General features: G+C 63.6%; 11 protein-coding genes. 9 read left to right on the top strand and 2 right to left on the bottom strand.

Translation table 11 applies throughout. The features are described from left to right. The first annotated feature begins 47 nt into the window (after positions 1-47). The 5 genes from ACD590_RS00205 (at position 48) to ACD590_RS00185 (ending at position 5,827) form a co-directional block, all read left to right on the top strand. A complete protein-coding gene (locus ACD590_RS00205) occupies positions 48-1,145 on the top strand; it encodes a class I SAM-dependent methyltransferase (protein WP_028731669.1) in 1,098 nt (365 codons plus the stop codon). Continuing rightward, the gene (locus ACD590_RS00200) at positions 1,142-2,002 is read left to right on the top strand and encodes a TrmH family RNA methyltransferase (RefSeq protein WP_210066780.1); all 861 of its coding nucleotides are present in this window, start codon (positions 1,142-1,144) and stop codon (positions 2,000-2,002) included. The genes ACD590_RS00205 and ACD590_RS00200 overlap by 4 nt, the downstream gene beginning before the upstream one ends. Next, positions 1,999-2,502, top strand: a complete 504-nt coding sequence (gene lspA, locus ACD590_RS00195; RefSeq protein ID WP_018244515.1) for a signal peptidase II — start codon at positions 1,999-2,001, stop codon at positions 2,500-2,502. The genes ACD590_RS00200 and lspA overlap by 4 nt, the downstream gene beginning before the upstream one ends. Before the next feature lie 55 nt (positions 2,503-2,557). Continuing rightward, complete coding sequence (locus tag ACD590_RS00190; protein ID WP_439001909.1) at positions 2,558-4,840, top strand: ATP-binding protein; 2,283 nt, start codon at positions 2,558-2,560, stop codon at positions 4,838-4,840. A 108-nt stretch (positions 4,841-4,948) separates the two neighbouring features. Next, entirely contained in the window at positions 4,949-5,827 is an 879-nt protein-coding gene (locus tag ACD590_RS00185; protein WP_018244513.1) for a GNAT family N-acetyltransferase, read from the top strand. 33 nt (positions 5,828-5,860) lie between these two features. Here the strand turns inward: ACD590_RS00185 and ACD590_RS00180 are convergent, their stop codons facing one another. Both ACD590_RS00180 and ACD590_RS00175 read right to left on the bottom strand, forming a co-directional pair. Further along, on the bottom strand, positions 5,861-6,400 hold the full coding sequence (locus tag ACD590_RS00180; RefSeq protein ID WP_130715480.1) for a L,D-transpeptidase family protein: 540 nt from the start codon (positions 6,398-6,400) through the stop codon (positions 5,861-5,863). A 176-nt stretch (positions 6,401-6,576) separates the two neighbouring features. Beyond that, the gene (locus ACD590_RS00175) at positions 6,577-8,862 is read right to left on the bottom strand and encodes an NADP-dependent malic enzyme (RefSeq protein WP_130651594.1); all 2,286 of its coding nucleotides are present in this window, start codon (positions 8,860-8,862) and stop codon (positions 6,577-6,579) included. Positions 8,863-8,975: 113 nt separating this feature from the next. On the opposite strand from ACD590_RS00175, the gene mutS reads away from it, so the two are divergent. From mutS to murJ, 4 genes are all read left to right on the top strand, one after another. Beyond that, on the top strand, positions 8,976-11,702 hold the full coding sequence (gene mutS, locus ACD590_RS00170; RefSeq protein ID WP_439001908.1) for a DNA mismatch repair protein MutS: 2,727 nt from the start codon (positions 8,976-8,978) through the stop codon (positions 11,700-11,702). Between the two features lie 12 nt (positions 11,703-11,714). After that, on the top strand, positions 11,715-11,990 hold the full coding sequence (locus tag ACD590_RS00165; protein WP_018244509.1) for a hypothetical protein: 276 nt from the start codon (positions 11,715-11,717) through the stop codon (positions 11,988-11,990). A 134-nt stretch (positions 11,991-12,124) separates the two neighbouring features. Further along, positions 12,125-15,031 (top strand): [protein-PII] uridylyltransferase, encoded by a 2,907-nt coding sequence (locus ACD590_RS00160; RefSeq protein WP_439001907.1) that lies wholly within the window; start codon positions 12,125-12,127, stop codon positions 15,029-15,031. A gap of 24 nt (positions 15,032-15,055) precedes the next feature. After that, the gene (gene murJ / locus ACD590_RS00155; RefSeq protein WP_131631068.1) at positions 15,056-16,636 is read left to right on the top strand and encodes a murein biosynthesis integral membrane protein MurJ; all 1,581 of its coding nucleotides are present in this window, start codon (positions 15,056-15,058) and stop codon (positions 16,634-16,636) included. The last annotated feature ends 1 nt before the right edge of the window (position 16,637 follow it).

Here is a 16,637-nt window from a genome sequence, read left to right as displayed (position 1 = left end):
GGACACAAAGCCGATAAGACACCCCGACAGAGATGCGGAAGAGCACGTTGAAACAGAGAGAAGGCCGGCCGGGCCAGAAGAAAACATCAGGTTCTTCCGGTGAAAGCCGCAGGAACGATCGGACAGGCCGGCCGCCGAAGCCGGTCGCGCGGCCTGCGGCGGCCCGCGAGACAGTGCGCGAGGCTGCCGTGCCTGTCGCGGTCGAGCGTCCTCTGATGACACGCAGCGGCGAACGTCCGGTCGAGCGCGTGCCCGTCATCCTCGAATCGCTCGGGGCCGGCGACTTCCACCTGATCGACAGCGGCAACGGCGAAAAGCTGGAGCAATACGGCCCCTACCGCATCATCCGTCCCGAGGCCCAGGCGCTGTGGCGGCCTTCGCTGCCCGCTCATGTCTGGGAAAAGGTCGATGCCGTCTTCACCGGCGATACCGACGAGGAAGGCTCCGGCCGCTGGCGCTTCCCGAAAGATGCGCTCGGCGAGACCTGGCCGCTCAATCTGCTCGGCGTCGATTTCCTCGGCCGCTTCACCTCCTTCCGTCATGTCGGCGTCTTCCCCGAGCAGATCGTCCATTGGAGCTGGATGAAAGAGCAGGTCGAAAAGGCCGGTCGGCCGCTGAAGGTGCTGAATCTCTTCGGTTATACCGGCGTCGCCTCGCTGGTTGCCGCCGCAGCCGGCGCCGAGGTCACCCATGTCGACGCCTCGAAGAAGGCGATCGGCTGGGCGCGGGAAAACCAGGCGCTCGGGCGCATGGAGAAGCTGCCGATCCGCTGGATCTGCGAGGATGCGATGAAATTCATCCTGCGCGAGGAACGGCGCGGCAGCCAGTACGACATCATCCTCACCGATCCGCCGAAATTCGGCCGTGGCCCCAATGGCGAAGTCTGGCATCTCTTCGAGCATCTGCCCTTGATGCTCGATGTCTGCCGCGAGATTCTGTCGCCGAAGGCCGTGGGCCTGGTGCTGACGGCCTATTCGATCCGCGCCAGCTTCTATTCGATCCACGAGCTGATGCGCGAGACGATGCGCGGCGCCGGCGGCGTGGTCGAATCCGGCGAGCTGGTGATTCGCGAAGCCGGCACCGACGGCAAGACGCAGGGCCGCGCGCTTTCCACCTCCCTCTTTTCCCGCTGGGTGCCGAAATGAGCAAAGACTTCCACGACCAGGGACCGCGCAGGGTCGGGCAGGTGAAGGAAGTCACCTCGCTCGCCAATCCGATCATCAAGGACATCAAGGCGCTGACGAACAAGAAGTCGCGCGAGGAAAGCGGTGCTTTCCTGGCCGAAGGACTGAAGCTCGTCATCGATGCGATCGAACTCGGCTGGACGATCCGCACGCTGGTCTATGCCAAGGCCGCCAAAGGCAAGCCGCTGGTCGAGCAGATGGCGGCAAGGACCGTCGCTTCGGGCGGGCTGGTGCTCGAAGTCAGCGAAAAGGTGATCGCCTCGATCACCCGCCGCGACAATCCGCAGATGGTCGTCGGCATCTTCGAGCAGCGCTGGAAGCCGCTGCGGGATATCCGGCCGAGGGATGGCGAGACATGGGTGGCGCTCGACCGGGTGCGCGACCCCGGCAATCTCGGCACCATCATCCGCACGGCCGATGCGGCCGGCGCTTCCGGCATCATTCTGGTCGGAGAAACGACCGACCCTTTCTCGCTCGAAACCGTACGCGCCACCATGGGTTCGGTCTTTGCCGTTCCGGTCGCGCGGGCAACCCCTGAAGAATTCATCGCCTGGCGGAAATCGGCCGGCGTTTCCGTCGTCGCGACGCATCTTGCCGGCGCGGTCGATTACCGGACGATCGACTACCGGAAAAAGCCTGTCGTGCTCCTGATGGGCAACGAACAATCCGGCTTACCGGAGCAACTGGCCAAGGAGGCCGACGCGCTTGCCCGCATTCCGCAGCAGGGCCGCGCCGATTCCTTGAACCTCGCTGTCGCCACCGCCGTCATGCTTTTCGAGGCGCGCCGCCATCTCCTCTCACTTGCCGAGGGCAAATGACCGAACAGACGCTTGCACGCCCCGCGCTGTTTTCGCGCCCGGCACCGATCCTCTTCTTCATCGTCGTCGCCGTTCTCATCGACCAGGTCGTCAAGATCGCCGTCGATCACTACCTGCCGCTACAGGAGGTCGTGCCGGTCATTCCAATGCTGGCGCTCTACCGCACCTACAATCTCGGCGTCGCCTTTTCGATGCTGTCCGGCATGGACGGCTGGTTCATCGTCGGCATGCGGCTCGTCATCGTCGCCTTCGTCATCTGGCTGTGGTACCGCACGGCGAAGGATCGCTGGCTCGCTCATCTCGGTTATGCGCTGATCATCGCCGGGGCGATCGGCAATCTCGTCGACCGCTTCGCCTATGGACATGTGATCGATTACATTCTCTTCTACACCGAGAGCTGGTCCTTCGCGGTCTTCAATCTCGCCGACAGTTTCATCACCATCGGCGCCGGTTGCGTCATTCTCGACGAGCTGCTGCTGCCTAAAAAGGCCGGCCGTTAAAATCTTATCGAAATCCTGAAGGCATTCGGAACGGGCCTCATGTTAGCCAGGTAGCATGCAGAACCTGGGACAGTTGCAGGAAAGATTGTCCGCCGCCTTCGGTGGACCCGCCGCTAAGCCGCATGAGAAGCGGATGGAGGCCCTTTCCTCACGACCGAACGCAGCGGCACCCCGGGGAGCCGATGATCGCCAGAGCGGGCCCGCAGCGACAAGGCGCCTGCTGTTCTACTGGCTGGGCGGCGCCGGCCTTCTTGCCGCAACGATCCTGATGCTGCTTGCCCATGCCGGCGATCCGCTGCTGCTTTCGGGCGGTCTCGTCGTTCTTGGCCTTGCCGTCATCGCCAGTTATGCCCTGCTGATGGTTCGGTCGCGCAAGGCCGGGCAGCGTCCAGGTCAATCCATGCCGGATTGGAACGCCGGCGCAAAGCTGTTTGCCGACGTGCACGACGTGCTCGGCGACATCACGGTCGGCCGCACCATGGACCGGCGCATCATCTCCGCCAACGACACTTTTCGCCGCCTGACCGGGCGCCTGCGTCCGGAAGGACGAACCTGCGAGGAGATCGGCCTTGCCTTCCGCCCCGGTCCGATATCGCACTGCTACGATGTCGAGATCTCGACGCCGGAAGGCCAGCGCATCTTCCTCTGGCGCGACGTCGTTACCCGCGACCCGGCGAACGGCCGCCTGCTGCTGCAGAGCGTTGCCCGCGACGTGACCGACGAGCGGCTCATCGCGCAGGGCCGCGAGGAGGCCCGCCAGAAGGCTGAATATAACAGCGCCGCCAAATCGAGGCTGCTTGCCACCGTCAGCCACGAGGTGCGCACTCCGCTTTCCGGCATTCTCGGCATGACGCATCTGATTGCGGAGACGCGGCTGACGCAGGAGCAGCAGAACTATCTCGCGAGCATCCGCCAGTCCGGCCATGCATTGACGCAGCTCGTCGAGGATCTTCTCGATTTCTCCACCATCGAGGTCGGCCGCTTCGCGCTGCATCCGCGCTCGGAATCGCTGCGCAAGCTTCTGGAAAGCGTCGTCGAGATGCTCGCCCACCGGGCGCATGAAAAGGGTATCGAGATCGGCGCCACCGTGTCATCCGATGTCCCCGAAAATATGAGCTTCGACCCGGCGCGGCTGCGCCAGGTTCTGTTCAACGTCATCGGCAATGCCGTGAAGTTCACCCAGGTCGGCGGCGTCTTCATCCGCGTATCGCTCGACGCCGGCGACTTGCTGATCACCGTGACCGATAGCGGTCCCGGCATGACGGCGGAGGAGCAGGCGCGCGTCTTCGGCGAGTTCGAGCAGGGCGGGACCGTTGCCGACAAGAGCAACGGGACCGGGCTCGGCCTTGCCATCTCCGCCCGCATCATGCGCGAATTCAACGGCGCTCTGACGGTTGCCAGCGAAAAGGGCAGAGGCAGCGAATTCGCCATCCGCTTCCCGGTCGATATCGGCAGCGAGCGCCCCGACCGGCGAAACACGCTGCTTGCCGGCAACAGCGTCGTGCTGCTGGCGCCGACAGGTGCCGCGCGCACCGCCATCGCCGAGACGATCACCGCGCTGGGCGGCCTCTGCCATCTTGTCGGCGACGGCGAGACGGCGCGGTCAACGCTGCTCGGATTGGCAAAGGGCGGACGGCGGCCGACCGACATCATCATCGACCATCGCATGTCGGCGGAATTTTCCGACCATCTTGCCGATCGCGCCGAAATTGCCGCCCTTGGCCTGCGCAAGGTCCTGCTCGTCAACCCGGAAGAACGCAGCGCCCATCCGCTCGACCTTTTCGATGCCTGGTTGATCCGGCCGCTGCGCGAACAGTCGCTGATCGACGTGCTGCGCGGGCGCATGCGCGGCATGGAGAAGCGCGACGCGCTGAACGACAACCAGCCGGGCTTCGGCCTTTCGGTGGCGGAGACGGTGGTTCCCGCCAGCGGGCTCAACATCCTGCTCGGCGAGGACGATCCGATCAATGCCATGCTGGTGCGCGTCGTCCTGGAAAAGGGCGGGCATAAGGTGCGCCATGTCGAAGATTTCGAGTCGCTGCTCGACTGCGCGCTCTGCGAGGCGAATGCCCGGCCCGATATCATCATCAGCGATCTCTCGATGCCGGGTGGGAACGGCATCGACATGCTGGGACGCCTGCGCGGCCACGAGCGGCGGCTCGATCTCGCCTCGGTGCCGGTGATCGTGCTGACTGCCGACAAGAGCGACGATTCACGCCGCCAGGTCTTGCTCAACGGCGCCAACCGCGTCATGGTAAAGCCGGTCGATCCGGTGCGGCTGCTGACCGAAGTTCAGGCGGTCGCCGCACTTTCCGCCCGCCGGGCAGAGGCGCGGTGAGCGCCTCAGGAACCGGCCCGCTGCTTGCGCTTGGAAATTCAAAATGTCACTTTCCTGTCGCAGAGAAGTGTTTTATGGCGTCGATAAGCCGGCAACGGGAGAATCGTCATGTCCGCCATCGACATCCTGAATCGTGACACCACCGCGGAGGCTGCCCCACCCTCGACGGCTGCTGTGCAAAAGGACGGCGATATCCTCGGCCGCATCGGCAATCTGGAGACCCGCCTTGCCCGCACGGCGCGCGAGATCGATGCTGCCCAGGCCGTGCGCTACCGCGTCTTCGTCGACGAAATGAAGGCGCAGCTGCCGCTGGATGCCATGCGCCGGCAGCGTGATGTCGACGCCTATGACGCCGTCTGCGACCATCTTCTCGTTCTCGACCGCTCGATCGAGGGCGACCCGGAAGACCAGATCGTCGGCACCTACCGGCTGTTGCGGCAGGATGTCGCCGTCGCCAATGGCGGTTTTTACTCGGCTTCCGAATTCGAAATCGAGGGCCTTATCGCGAAACATCCGGACAAGCGCTTCATGGAGCTCGGCCGCTCCTGCGTGCTGCCGGAATACCGCACAAAGCGCACCGTCGAGCTCCTGTGGCAGGGCAACTGGGCCTATGCGCTGAAACACGGCGTCAGCGCCATGTTCGGCTGCGCCTCGTTCCCGGGTGTCTATCTCGAAAGCCACGCGCTGGCGCTGTCCTTCCTCTATCACAACGTGCTGGCGAAGAACGAATGGGCCGTCGGGGCACTGCCGGATCTCGCCCGCAACATGGATCTGATGCCGGTCGAGGCCATCAACCCGAAGCGGGCGCTGATGGCGCTGCCGCCGCTGATCAAGGGCTATCTGCGCCTCGGCGCGATGGTCGGCTCCAGCGCGGTCATTGATCATGCCTTCAACACGACCGACGTGCTGATCGTGCTGCCGATCTCCAGCATTTCCGACCGCTACCTGAATTACTACGGCGCCGACGCCGGCCGCTTCGCGAGCTAGAGCCTTTCCTAGTCGCCAGGCCCCGGCAATGTTTCAGGGCATGATCTCTATCGGCGTATGATTGGGGACGCGAGCCCAGATATCGCGCATCTCCGAGTTGGTTACTGCAACACAGCCATCCGTCCAATCCCACAGGTGATGGACGTTTCCGAAGAGGCCCCAGCCATTGGGAAGCCCGTGGATCATGATATCGCCCCCGGCAGGAAAACCTCCTGCTTCAGCGTTGCGCCGATCATCCGGATTTGGATAGGAAATGTGCAGGCTCAGATAGGCCATGGACTTTGGATTTCGCCAGTCTATTTCATAACGTCCTTCAGGTGTTCTCTCGTCACCTTCTCGCTGCTTGGGCCCGGCATCGGCAGCCGTGCCTAAAGAAATCCGGTATGTAGAGATGGGAGCATCGCCTCTCAAAAGGAGCATGCGGCGTTCGGATTTATAAACGCGAATGAGGTCAGCCTGTTGTTCCAATGGCGCATCCGGAGGCGGCGAGCCTGAGCCGACCCTGGCCATCAATTTCGTATAAGCGAAACAGCTGGCGACCACGATGGCTAAAACGACAAGCTTGTTTCTCAACTTGATCTCATCTTCAGGAGGCGCGCTCGAGGCCGGGCACGATCGGCCGGCAATGGCTGGCAGGCTTTGGCGCTCATGATGCTTCACCCCTTGGCGCCAGTCTAAAGCCGGATAAATGCCCGGCCGACACACAAGGCCGGGCACCAGAAGGCGCGTCTCACAAACGCAGGACGAGTTTACGAACCAGCCCCATAGGCGGCGATCGCCGCCATGTTGACGATGTCGCTGTCCTTGGCGCCCATCGAGGTGATCTGCACCGGCTTGTCGACGCCGACGAGAATCGGGCCGATCACCGTGGAGCCGCCGAGCTCCTGCAGCATCTTGGTCGAGATCGAGGCCGAGTGGAAAGCCGGCATGACGAGGACGTTGGCCGGGCCGGAGAGGCGGCAGAAGGGATATTGCTCCATCACCTTGCGGTTCAGGGCGACATCGGCGGCCATCTCGCCATCATATTCGAAATCGACGCGGCGCTTGTCGAGGATTTTCACTGCTTCGCGCACCCGCTCGGAGCGTTCGCCCGAGGGGTGGCCGAAGGTGGAATAGGCAAGCAGAGCGACACGCGGCGGATAACCCATGCGCCGCGCGAGACCTGCGGCTTCCTCGGCGATATCGGCAAGCTCCTCGGCCGTCGGCATGTCATGCACCGCGGTATCGGCAACAAAAACGGTGCGGCCGCGGCAGAGCGCCAGGGATACGCCGATGACGCGATGGCCGGGCTTCTGGTCGATGCAGCGGCGCACATCTTCGAGTGCCGTCGAATAATTGCGGGTAATGCCCGTCACCATGCCGTCGGCGTCGCCGAGCGCCACCATGGTGGCGGCGAAATGGTTGCGGTCGTTGTGGATCAGCCGCTGGGCATCGCGGTGGAGATAACCCTTCCGCTGCAGCCTGGCATAGAGATAGTCGATATAGGCCTCGACCCGGGTCGAGATACGGGCATTGACGATCTCGAGGCCCGGCCGGTTGAGATCGATGCCAGCGCGTTCCGCCGTCGCCCGGATCAGGTCCTCACGACCGAGCAGGATGGCGGTGCCGAGCTGCTGGTTGGCATAGGACATGGCGGCGCGCAGGACCTGTTCTTCCTCGGCCTCGGCAAAGACGATCCGCTTCGGATGGCGGCGGACACGCTCGTAGAGTCTGGCGAGCGTCGAGGCTATCGGATCGCGGCGCGCCGACAACTCGCGGGCGTAGCCGGCCATGTCGGTGATGACCTTGCGGGCGACGCCGCTTTCGATCGCGGCTTGCGCGACGGCAACCGGGATCGCCGAGATCAGCCTGGGATCGAAAGGAACGGGGATGATGTATTGCGACCCGAAACGCGGCCGGTTGCCCTGATAGGCGGCGACCACATCATCCGGCACGTCCTCGCGGGCAAGGTTTGCCAGCGCCTTGACGGCGGCGATCTTCATCGCGTCGTTGATTGTGGAGGCGCGCACATCGAGAGCGCCGCGGAAGATATAGGGAAAGCCGAGGACGTTGTTGACCTGGTTCGGATAGTCCGAACGACCCGTCGCCATGATGGCGTCGTCGCGGATGCGGGCGACCTCTTCCGGCGTGATCTCGGGATCGGGATTGGCCATGGCGAAGATGATCGGCCGTTCGGCCATCGAGCGGATCATCTCGGCCGAAAACGCGCCCTTCTGCGACAGGCCGAAAACGACGTCCGCGCCCTCCATCGCCTCCTCCAGCGTGCGTGCGTCGGTCTTTGCCGCATGCGCCGATTTCCACTGGTTCATGCCCTCGGTGCGGCCCTGGTAGATGACGCCCTTGGTATCGCAGAGGATGACGTTCTCAGGCGCAAAACCCATCGCCTTGATCAGTTCGACGCAGGCGATCGCCGCAGCACCCGCGCCGTTGCAGACGAGCTTCGTCGTCTTCAGGTCGCGGCCGGTCAGCTCCAGCGCATTGATGAGGCCGGCAGCGGCGATGATCGCCGTTCCATGCTGGTCGTCATGGAAGACGGGAATATCCATCAGCTCGCGCAGCCGGCTTTCGATGACGAAACAATCCGGCGCCTTGATATCCTCGAGGTTGATGCCGCCGAAGGAGGGACCGAGGAAGCGCACGCAGTTGATGAACTCGTCGACATTTTCCGTATCGATCTCGAGGTCGATGGAATCGACGTCGGCGAAGCGCTTGAACAGCACCGCCTTGCCTTCCATGACGGGCTTGGAGGCCAGCGCGCCGAGATTACCGAGGCCGAGGATTGCCGTGCCGTTGGAAATGACGGCGACCATGTTGCCGCGGGCGGTGTAATCATAGGCCGTCTGCGGATCGGCGGCGATCGCCTTGACGGGCACGGCAACACCCGGCGAATAGGCAAGCGAGAGGTCGCGCTGCGTCGCCATCGGCTTGGTCGGGTTGATCTCCAGCTTGCCAGGCCGGCCCATTGCGTGAAATTCGAGCGCCTCCTGGTCGGTAACAGACGTCACCGGCCGGTCCTTCTTATCGATATCGGGCATAAATCCTCCAACGTCCTGTGGGCGACGCTTTGCTCTTCCTCAAATGCTGTTGTCATCTATAGCGGCGCGCGGATAGGGTTGGCACCTGTTTTTTTGGGAAAAACTCCACCTCCGTGAACGCACGAATAGACACAGGGAATGAAGCCTTTTCGGCTGCCGAGCTCGCCACGGCAGAAAGCCGTGCCTCGGCGACGCCGATGATGGAGCAATTTATCGAGATCAAGGCGAACAATCCGGGTTCGCTTCTGTTCTATCGCATGGGCGATTTCTATGAGCTGTTCTTCGAGGATGCCCTGGAAGCCTCACGCGCGCTCGGTATCACGCTGACGAAGCGCGGCCAGCACATGGGCCAGGATATCCCGATGTGCGGCGTTCCGGTGCATGCGGCCGACGACTATCTGCAGAAGCTGATTTCCCTCGGCTTCCGTGTCGCCGTCTGCGAGCAGATCGAGGATCCCGCGGAAGCGAAGAAACGCGGCGCGAAATCCGTCGTCAAGCGTGACGTCGTCCGCCTCGTCACTCCAGGCACGATCACCGAGGAAAAGCTGCTTTCGCCCTCGGAATCCAACTATCTGATGGCGCTGACCCGTATTCGCGGCAGCGGCGAGGCCTTGCTGGCGCTGGCCTGGATCGATATTTCCACAGGCGTCTTCCGGCTTGCCGAGACCGAAGCCTCGCGCCTGCTTGCCGATATCCTGCGCATCGATCCGCGCGAACTCATCCTGCCCGACACGATCTTCCACGATCCCGAACTCAAGCCGGTCTTCGACGTGCTCGGCCGGACAGCCGTACCGCAGCCGGCCGTGCTCTTCGACAGCGCCAGCGCAGAAGGCCGGATCGCGCGGTATTTCGGCGTCGCGACGCTCGACGGCTTCGGCACCTTTTCGCGCGCCGAGCTTGCGGCGGCAGCCGCGGCCGTCGCCTATGTCGAGAAGACACAGATCGCCGAGCGGCCGCCGCTTGGAAAGCCGGAGCGGGAAAGTGCCGCTTCGACGCTGTTCATCGACCCCGCCACCCGCGCCAATCTCGAACTTGCCCGCACGCTTTCGGGCGATCGCAACGGCTCGTTGCTGAAGGCGATCGACCGCACCGTCACCGGCGGCGGCGCCAGGCTTCTTGCCGAACGGCTGATGTCGCCGCTGACCGACCCCGCCCGCATCAATGCACGGCTCGATTCGATCGGCTTCCTGATCGGCGAGCCTTTGCTCTGCGGCAATCTGCGCGACACGCTGAAACATGTGCCCGACATGCCGCGCGCGCTGTCTCGGCTGGCGCTCGACCGCGGCGGTCCGCGCGATCTCTGGGCGATCCGCCAGGGCCTGGAAGCGGCGGGCCGACTTGCGGCGATGCTCGGCAAGGCGATGCTGCCCGAAGAGCTCGGCCAGGCATTATCCGGCCTGCAGGCCCTTCCCGCGGCGCTGGAGAAGCTGCTTGCCGAGACGCTTGCCGACGAATTGCCGCTGTTGAAACGCGATGGCGGTTTTCTCCGCGACGGCGCCAGCGGCGAGCTCGACGAGGTCCGGGCACTGCGCGACCAGTCGCGTCGCGTCATCGCCGGCCTGCAATTGCAATATACCGAGGAAACCGGCATCCGGTCGCTGAAGATCAAGCACAACAACGTCCTCGGTTATTTCATCGAAATCACAGCCGGCAATGCCGCGCCGATGACGGAGACGGCGGACGCGAAAGCCCGCTTCATCCACCGCCAGACGATGGCGAACGCCATGCGCTTCACCACGACCGAACTTGCCGATCTCGAAAGCCGCATCGCCAATGCCGCCGACCAGGCGCTTACGATCGAGCTCGAAGCCTTCGACAGGATGACGGCGGCCGTCGTTGCGGAAGCCGAGGCGATCAAATCAGGCGCCCGGGCGCTTGCCGTCATCGACGTCGCCGCAGGTCTGGCGCTTCTCGCCGAGGAGCAGGCCTATTGCCGCCCGCAGGTCGACGGTTCGAAGATGTTTGCCATCGAGGGTGGGCGCCATCCGGTTGTCGAGCAGGCGCTACGGCGGCAGGCTGGCGGCCCCTTCGTCGCCAATCATTGCGATCTCTCGCCAAAGACCGGCGACCGGGACGGGGCGATCTGGCTGCTGACCGGCCCGAACATGGGCGGCAAGTCGACCTTCCTGCGCCAGAATGCGCTCATTGCCATTCTAGCGCAGATGGGCTCCTTCGTGCCGGCGACATCAGCCCATATCGGCATCGTCGACCGGCTTTTCTCGCGTGTCGGCGCCTCAGACGACCTGGCGCGCGGTCGCTCGACCTTCATGGTCGAGATGGTGGAAACGGCGGCGATCCTCAACCAGGCGAGCGACCGTTCCCTTGTCATCCTCGACGAGATCGGCCGCGGCACCGCCACGTTCGACGGTCTTTCCATCGCCTGGGCCGCCGTCGAGCACCTGCATGAGGCCAATCGCTGCCGCGGCCTCTTCGCCACGCATTTCCACGAGCTGACCGTGCTTTCGGAAAAGCTTGGCCGGCTGTCGAACGCCACGATGCGCGTCAAGGAATGGGACGGCGACGTCATTTTCCTGCACGAAGTCGGGCCGGGTGCGGCGGACCGCTCCTACGGCATTCAGGTCGCGCGCCTTGCCGGGCTTCCGGCCTCGGTCGTGGCGCGGGCCCGCGATGTGCTCACCCGTCTGGAAGATGCCGATCGCAAGAACCCGGCGAGCCAGCTGATCGACGACCTGCCGCTCTTCCAGGTGGCGGTGCGCCGCGAGGATACGGCCCGAGGGACCTCCAAGGTCGAGGAGGCGTTGAAAGCGATGAGCCTTGACGACATGACGCCGCGCGAGGCAATGGATGCACTTTACGATCTCAAGAAGAAGCTGAAATAGGAGTAGCGCGCCATGTTCATGGAAAAACTGGTTCGCGAAACCGAGCGCCTCTCGCTCATCTGCTCCATGCTCGATACGATGCGGCGCGCCGACAAGGACCGCAACGCGCGCGGCTGGACTTCGCCGATCGGCATGCTGAAAATCACCCGCTGTTGCGCGATGATCTGCGAACTCGGAACGTCGATCGCCAAGGCGGGCTATCGCGAATGCGACAGGCAGGCGCTTGAAGAGATCATGCGCGAGACACGGCAGGTTCTGCATTTGCTGAATGCGCGAGCCGCCGGCTGAGGATTTCGGGAAAGCCGGCGCCTTGCGTCAAAGCGCCCTTGCATCTTGCAGCGAACCAACACCATTTCGCCAAATTTAAAGGTTCTTGCAGTATGAAAGCCCGTGTCAATCGCCGGGCAAAGGGGCTATAGCGCATGCAGACGAAACAAGCGGCAGGCCGTGAACCGGCAGCCCGGCATGAACAGGAAACCGTCCCGGCGACAGCGATGCGCGACCTCGATTTCTCCAGTATCCTCGACGTCGAGCTCTTGCAGAAGCAGTGTGACGCCGTTGCCGAGGCCAACCGCAACCGGCCCGACATCCTGCGCGCCGATCTTCTGGCCGTGCTGAAGAAGGCGAGCACGGAAGGTCGGCAGAAGGCGCGCACCGCATTGATGGCCGACGGCGGCGGGCTCAATTGCGCCTACCGGATTTCCTGGCTGCAGGACCAGATCATCGCCGCCCTCTACAATTTCGCCACCGCCCATATCTTTCCGCACCAGAAGGACAAGTTCGCGGTGACCGCCGTCGGCGGCTACGGCCGCGACACGCTGGCGCCCGGCTCGGATATCGACCTGCTGTTCCTCTTCCTGCCGAGGCCGGCGGAAGAGACGCACAAGGCGGTCGAATTCATGCTCTACGTGCTCTGGGACATGGGCTTCAAGGTCGGCCATGCCACCCGCACGGTGGAGGAATGCATCGCGCTTTCCAAGTCCGACATGACCATCCGCACCGCCATCCTGGAGATGCGCTACATCTGCGGCCTGCAGCGGCTGGAAACCGAGCTCGAGACCCGCTTCGACAAGGAGATCGTCACCGGCACCGGTCCCGAATTCATCGCCGCCAAGCTGGCCGAGCGCGACGAACGCCACCGCAAGGCCGGCGACACGCGTTATCTCGTCGAACCGAATGTCAAGGAAGGCAAGGGCGGGCTTCGCGACCTGCACACGCTGTTCTGGATCTCGAAATATTATTATCACGTGCGCGACCAGGCGGAACTGGTCAAGCTCGGCGTGCTGTCCAAGCACGAATACCGTCTGCTTGAGAAAGCCGACGATTTTCTCTGGGCGGTGCGCTGCCATATGCACTTCCTGACCGGCAAGGCCGAGGAGCGCCTGTCCTTCGATATCCAGCGCGAGATCGCCGAAGCCTTCGGTTATCACACCCGCCCGGGCCTTTCGGCCGTCGAGCGCTTCATGAAGCACTATTTCCTCGTCGCCAAGGATGTCGGCGACCTCACGCGCATCCTCTGCGCCGCGCTCGAAGACCAGCAGGCGAAGTCGATCCCGGGCCTCACCGGCGTCATCAGCCGCTTCACCCATCGCAACCGCAAGATCGCCGGCAGCGTCGAATTCGTCGAAGACCGCGGCCGCATCGCGCTCGCCGAGCCCGAAGTCTTCAAGCGCGATCCGGTCAACATCATCCGGCTCTTCCACGTCGCCGACATCAACGGGCTCGAATTCCATCCGGACGCGCTGAAACGCGTCACCCGTTCACTCGCTTTGATCGACAACAGCCTACGGGAAAATGACGAGGCCAACCGCCTGTTCATGTCGATCCTGACGTCGAAGCGTGATCCGGCGCTCATCCTGCGCCGGATGAACGAGGCCGGCGTGCTCGGCCGCTTCATCCCCGAATTCGGCAAGATCGTCGCGATGATGCAGTTCAACATGTATCATCACTACACGGTCGACGAACACCTGATCCGCACCGTCGACATTCTCTCCGAGATCGACAAGGGGCGCGCCGAGGATCTGCATCCGCTCGCCAACAAGCTGATGCCCGGCATCGAGGATCGCGAGGCGCTGTATGTCGCCGTTCTCCTTCACGACATCGCCAAAGGCCGCCAGGAGGATCATTCGATCGCCGGCGCCCGCGTCGCCCGCAAGCTCTGCGCCCGTTTCGGCCTGTCGCAGAAGCAGACTGAGATCGTCGTCTGGCTGATCGAGGAACATCTGACCATGTCGATGGTGGCGCAGACCCGCGACCTCACCGACCGCAAGACGATCACCGATTTCGCCGACCGCGTGCAGTCGCTCGACCGGCTGAAGATGCTCTTGATCCTGACGATCTGCGATATCCGTGCCGTCGGTCCGGGCGTCTGGAACGGCTGGAAAGGCCAGCTTCTGCGCACGCTCTATTATGAGACCGAGCTGCTGCTGGCCGGCGGCTTTTCGGAGGTCTCCCGCAAGGAGCGGGCCAATGCCGCCGCCGAGGCGCTGCATTCAGCACTCGCCCACTGGAGCCAGAAGGACCGCAATACCTACACCAAGCTGCACTACCAGCCCTATCTGCTCTCCGTGCCGCTGGAAGACCAGGTCCGTCATGCCCATTTCATCCGCCAGTCGGATAAGGCGGGCCAGGCGCTCGCCACCACTGTGCGCACCGACAGTTTCCACGCGATCACCGAGATCACCGTGCTGTCGCCCGACCATCCGCGACTGCTCGCCGTCATTGCCGGCGCCTGTGCTGCGGCCGGGGCCAACATCGTCGACGCCCAGATCTTCACCACATCGGACGGGCGGGCGCTCGACACGATCCATGTCAGCCGCGAATTTACCGACGATGCCGACGAACTGCGCCGGGCGGCCACGATCGGACGGATGATCGAGGACGTGCTATCCGGCCGCAAGCGGCTGCCCGAAGTCATCGCCACGCGCGCGCGCAATCGCAAGAAAAGCAAGGCATTCGTCATTCCGCCGTCGGTCAACATCACCAACAGCCTGTCGAACAAGTTCACCGTCATCGAGGTCGAATGCCTCGACCGGCCGGGTTTGCTGTCCGAGATCACCGCCGTGCTCTCTGATCTGTCGCTTGACATCCAGTCGGCCCGCATCACCACCTTCGGCGAGAAGGTGATCGACACCTTCTACGTCACCGATCTGGTCGGCCAGAAAATATCAGGCGACAGCAAGCGCGCCAACATCACCGCCCGGATGAAGGCGGTCATGGCCGAGGAGGAGGATGAATTGCGCGAGCGTATGCCCTCCGGCATCATCGCGCCTGCCGCCACCGCCCGGACCCCGCCTACCACCGAAAAGAAGGCCGGTTCCCCCATATGAGCCACCACGCATGAGCCCAAACGCATGAGCCTCGTCAAGAAATTCGCGACCGTCGGCGGCGCCACCCTCGGCAGCCGCATCTTCGGCTTCGCCCGCGAAACGCTGATGGCTGCGGCCCTCGGCACCGGACCGATGGCCGACGTCTTCTACGCCGCCTTCCGCTTTCCGAACCTGTTCCGCCGGCTGTTTGCCGAGGGCGCCTTCAACGCCGCCTTCGTGCCGCTCTTTGCCAAGGAGATCGAGGCGAACGGCACGGATGGCGCCAAGCGTTTTTCGGAAGAAGTCTTCGGCGTCTTGTTTTCGGTACTGCTCCTCATCACCATCGTGATGGAGCTTGCCATGCCGCTGCTGGTGCGCTTCGTCATCGCGCCGGGCTTTGCCGACGATCCCGACAAGTTCTCGATCACGATCCGCATGGCGGCGGTGATGTTTCCCTATCTGATGTGCATGTCGCTGACGGCGATGATGAGCGGCATGCTGAATTCGCTGCATCATTTCTTCGCCGCCGCCATCGCGCCCGTCTTCCTCAACGTGGTGATGATCGGGGCGCTGTTTTATGCGCTCTATACCGGCGCCGATCCGCTGGCGACGGCCTGGTACCTCTCCTGGGGCGTTCTTGCCGCAGGCGTCCTGCAGCTTGCCGTCGTCTATGTCGGCGTGCTTGCGGCCGGCATGAGCATCGGCTTCCGCTTTCCGAAGATGACGCCGAACGTCAAGCGGCTGCTGATCCTGGCTGTGCCGGCTGCGGTGACCGGCGGCATAACCCAGATCAACCAGCTGATCGGCCAGGCGATTGCGTCGTCCCGCGACGGCGCGATCGCAGCACTGCAATATGCCGACCGCATCTATCAGCTGCCGCTCGGCGTCGTCGGCGTCGCCGTCGGCGTGGTGCTTCTGCCGGAACTGGCCCGGGCGCTGAAGGGTGGCAACCTGCGCGAGGCCGGAAACCTGCAGAACCGCTCGATCGAATTCGTGCTGTTCCTGACAATCCCCGCCGCCTTCGCGCTCTGGATCCTGTCCGACGAGATCATCCGTGTGCTCTATGAGCGCGGCGCCTTCCATCAGGAAAATACCGCCGTCGTCGGCTCGATCCTGGCGATTTACGGCATCGGCCTGCCGGCCTTCGTGTTGATCAAGGCATTGCAGCCCGGCTTCTATGCCCGCGAGGACACCAAGACGCCGATGCGCTTTTCGGCCATCGCGGTTGCGACCAACTGCGCCACGGCGCTGACCCTCTTCCCCTATATGGGCGCGCCCGGCATCGCGGTTGCCGAAGCCACTGCCGGCTGGATCAGCACCGTGCTGCTGTTCACCACGCTTTTGCGCCGCGGCCACCTGACATGGGAATGGGCGCTGGCAAAGCGCACGGCTCTGCTGATCGTCGCCGCGGCCGTCATGGGTGCTGCCATCGTCTTCCTCAAGCAATATTGGGCGCCCTGGCTTGCCTCCGGCGCGCCGCTTGTCACCAAGATCGGTACCCTCGGGCTGCTGATTGCGATTGCGATGCTGATCTATTTCGCCGCCGCTTTCCTGGTCGGCGGGGCAAATCTCGGCATGATCCGACGCAATCTGAACCGCAAGCCGGCGCCGGCAAAGGACGGGTGAG

The sequence above is a fragment of the Rhizobium sp. 862_C5_N1_2 genome, from assembly GCF_051811205.1.
In the GTDB taxonomy this organism is placed as follows: Bacteria; Pseudomonadota; Alphaproteobacteria; order Rhizobiales; family Rhizobiaceae; genus Rhizobium; species Rhizobium leguminosarum.
The sequence above is the reverse complement of the archived record's forward strand: the minus strand, read 5'-3'. Positions and strand labels throughout refer to the sequence as shown.

Excerpts from the sequence above, each read along its gene's own strand:
- murJ (WP_131631068.1), top strand. The coding sequence starts at position 15,056 with ATGAGCCTCGTCAAGAAATTCGCGACCGTCGGCGGCGCCACCCTCGGC.
- ACD590_RS00165 (WP_018244509.1), top strand. The coding sequence starts at position 11,715 with ATGTTCATGGAAAAACTGGTTCGCGAAACCGAGCGCCTCTCGCTCATC.
- ACD590_RS00175 (WP_130651594.1), bottom strand. The coding sequence starts at position 8,862 with ATGCCCGATATCGATAAGAAGGACCGGCCGGTGACGTCTGTTACCGAC.
- ACD590_RS00185 (WP_018244513.1), top strand. The coding sequence starts at position 4,949 with ATGTCCGCCATCGACATCCTGAATCGTGACACCACCGCGGAGGCTGCC.
- lspA (WP_018244515.1), top strand. The coding sequence starts at position 1,999 with ATGACCGAACAGACGCTTGCACGCCCCGCGCTGTTTTCGCGCCCGGCA.
- ACD590_RS00160 (WP_439001907.1), top strand. The coding sequence starts at position 12,125 with ATGCAGACGAAACAAGCGGCAGGCCGTGAACCGGCAGCCCGGCATGAA.
- ACD590_RS00200 (WP_210066780.1), top strand. The coding sequence starts at position 1,142 with ATGAGCAAAGACTTCCACGACCAGGGACCGCGCAGGGTCGGGCAGGTG.
- ACD590_RS00190 (WP_439001909.1), top strand. The coding sequence starts at position 2,558 with ATGCAGAACCTGGGACAGTTGCAGGAAAGATTGTCCGCCGCCTTCGGT.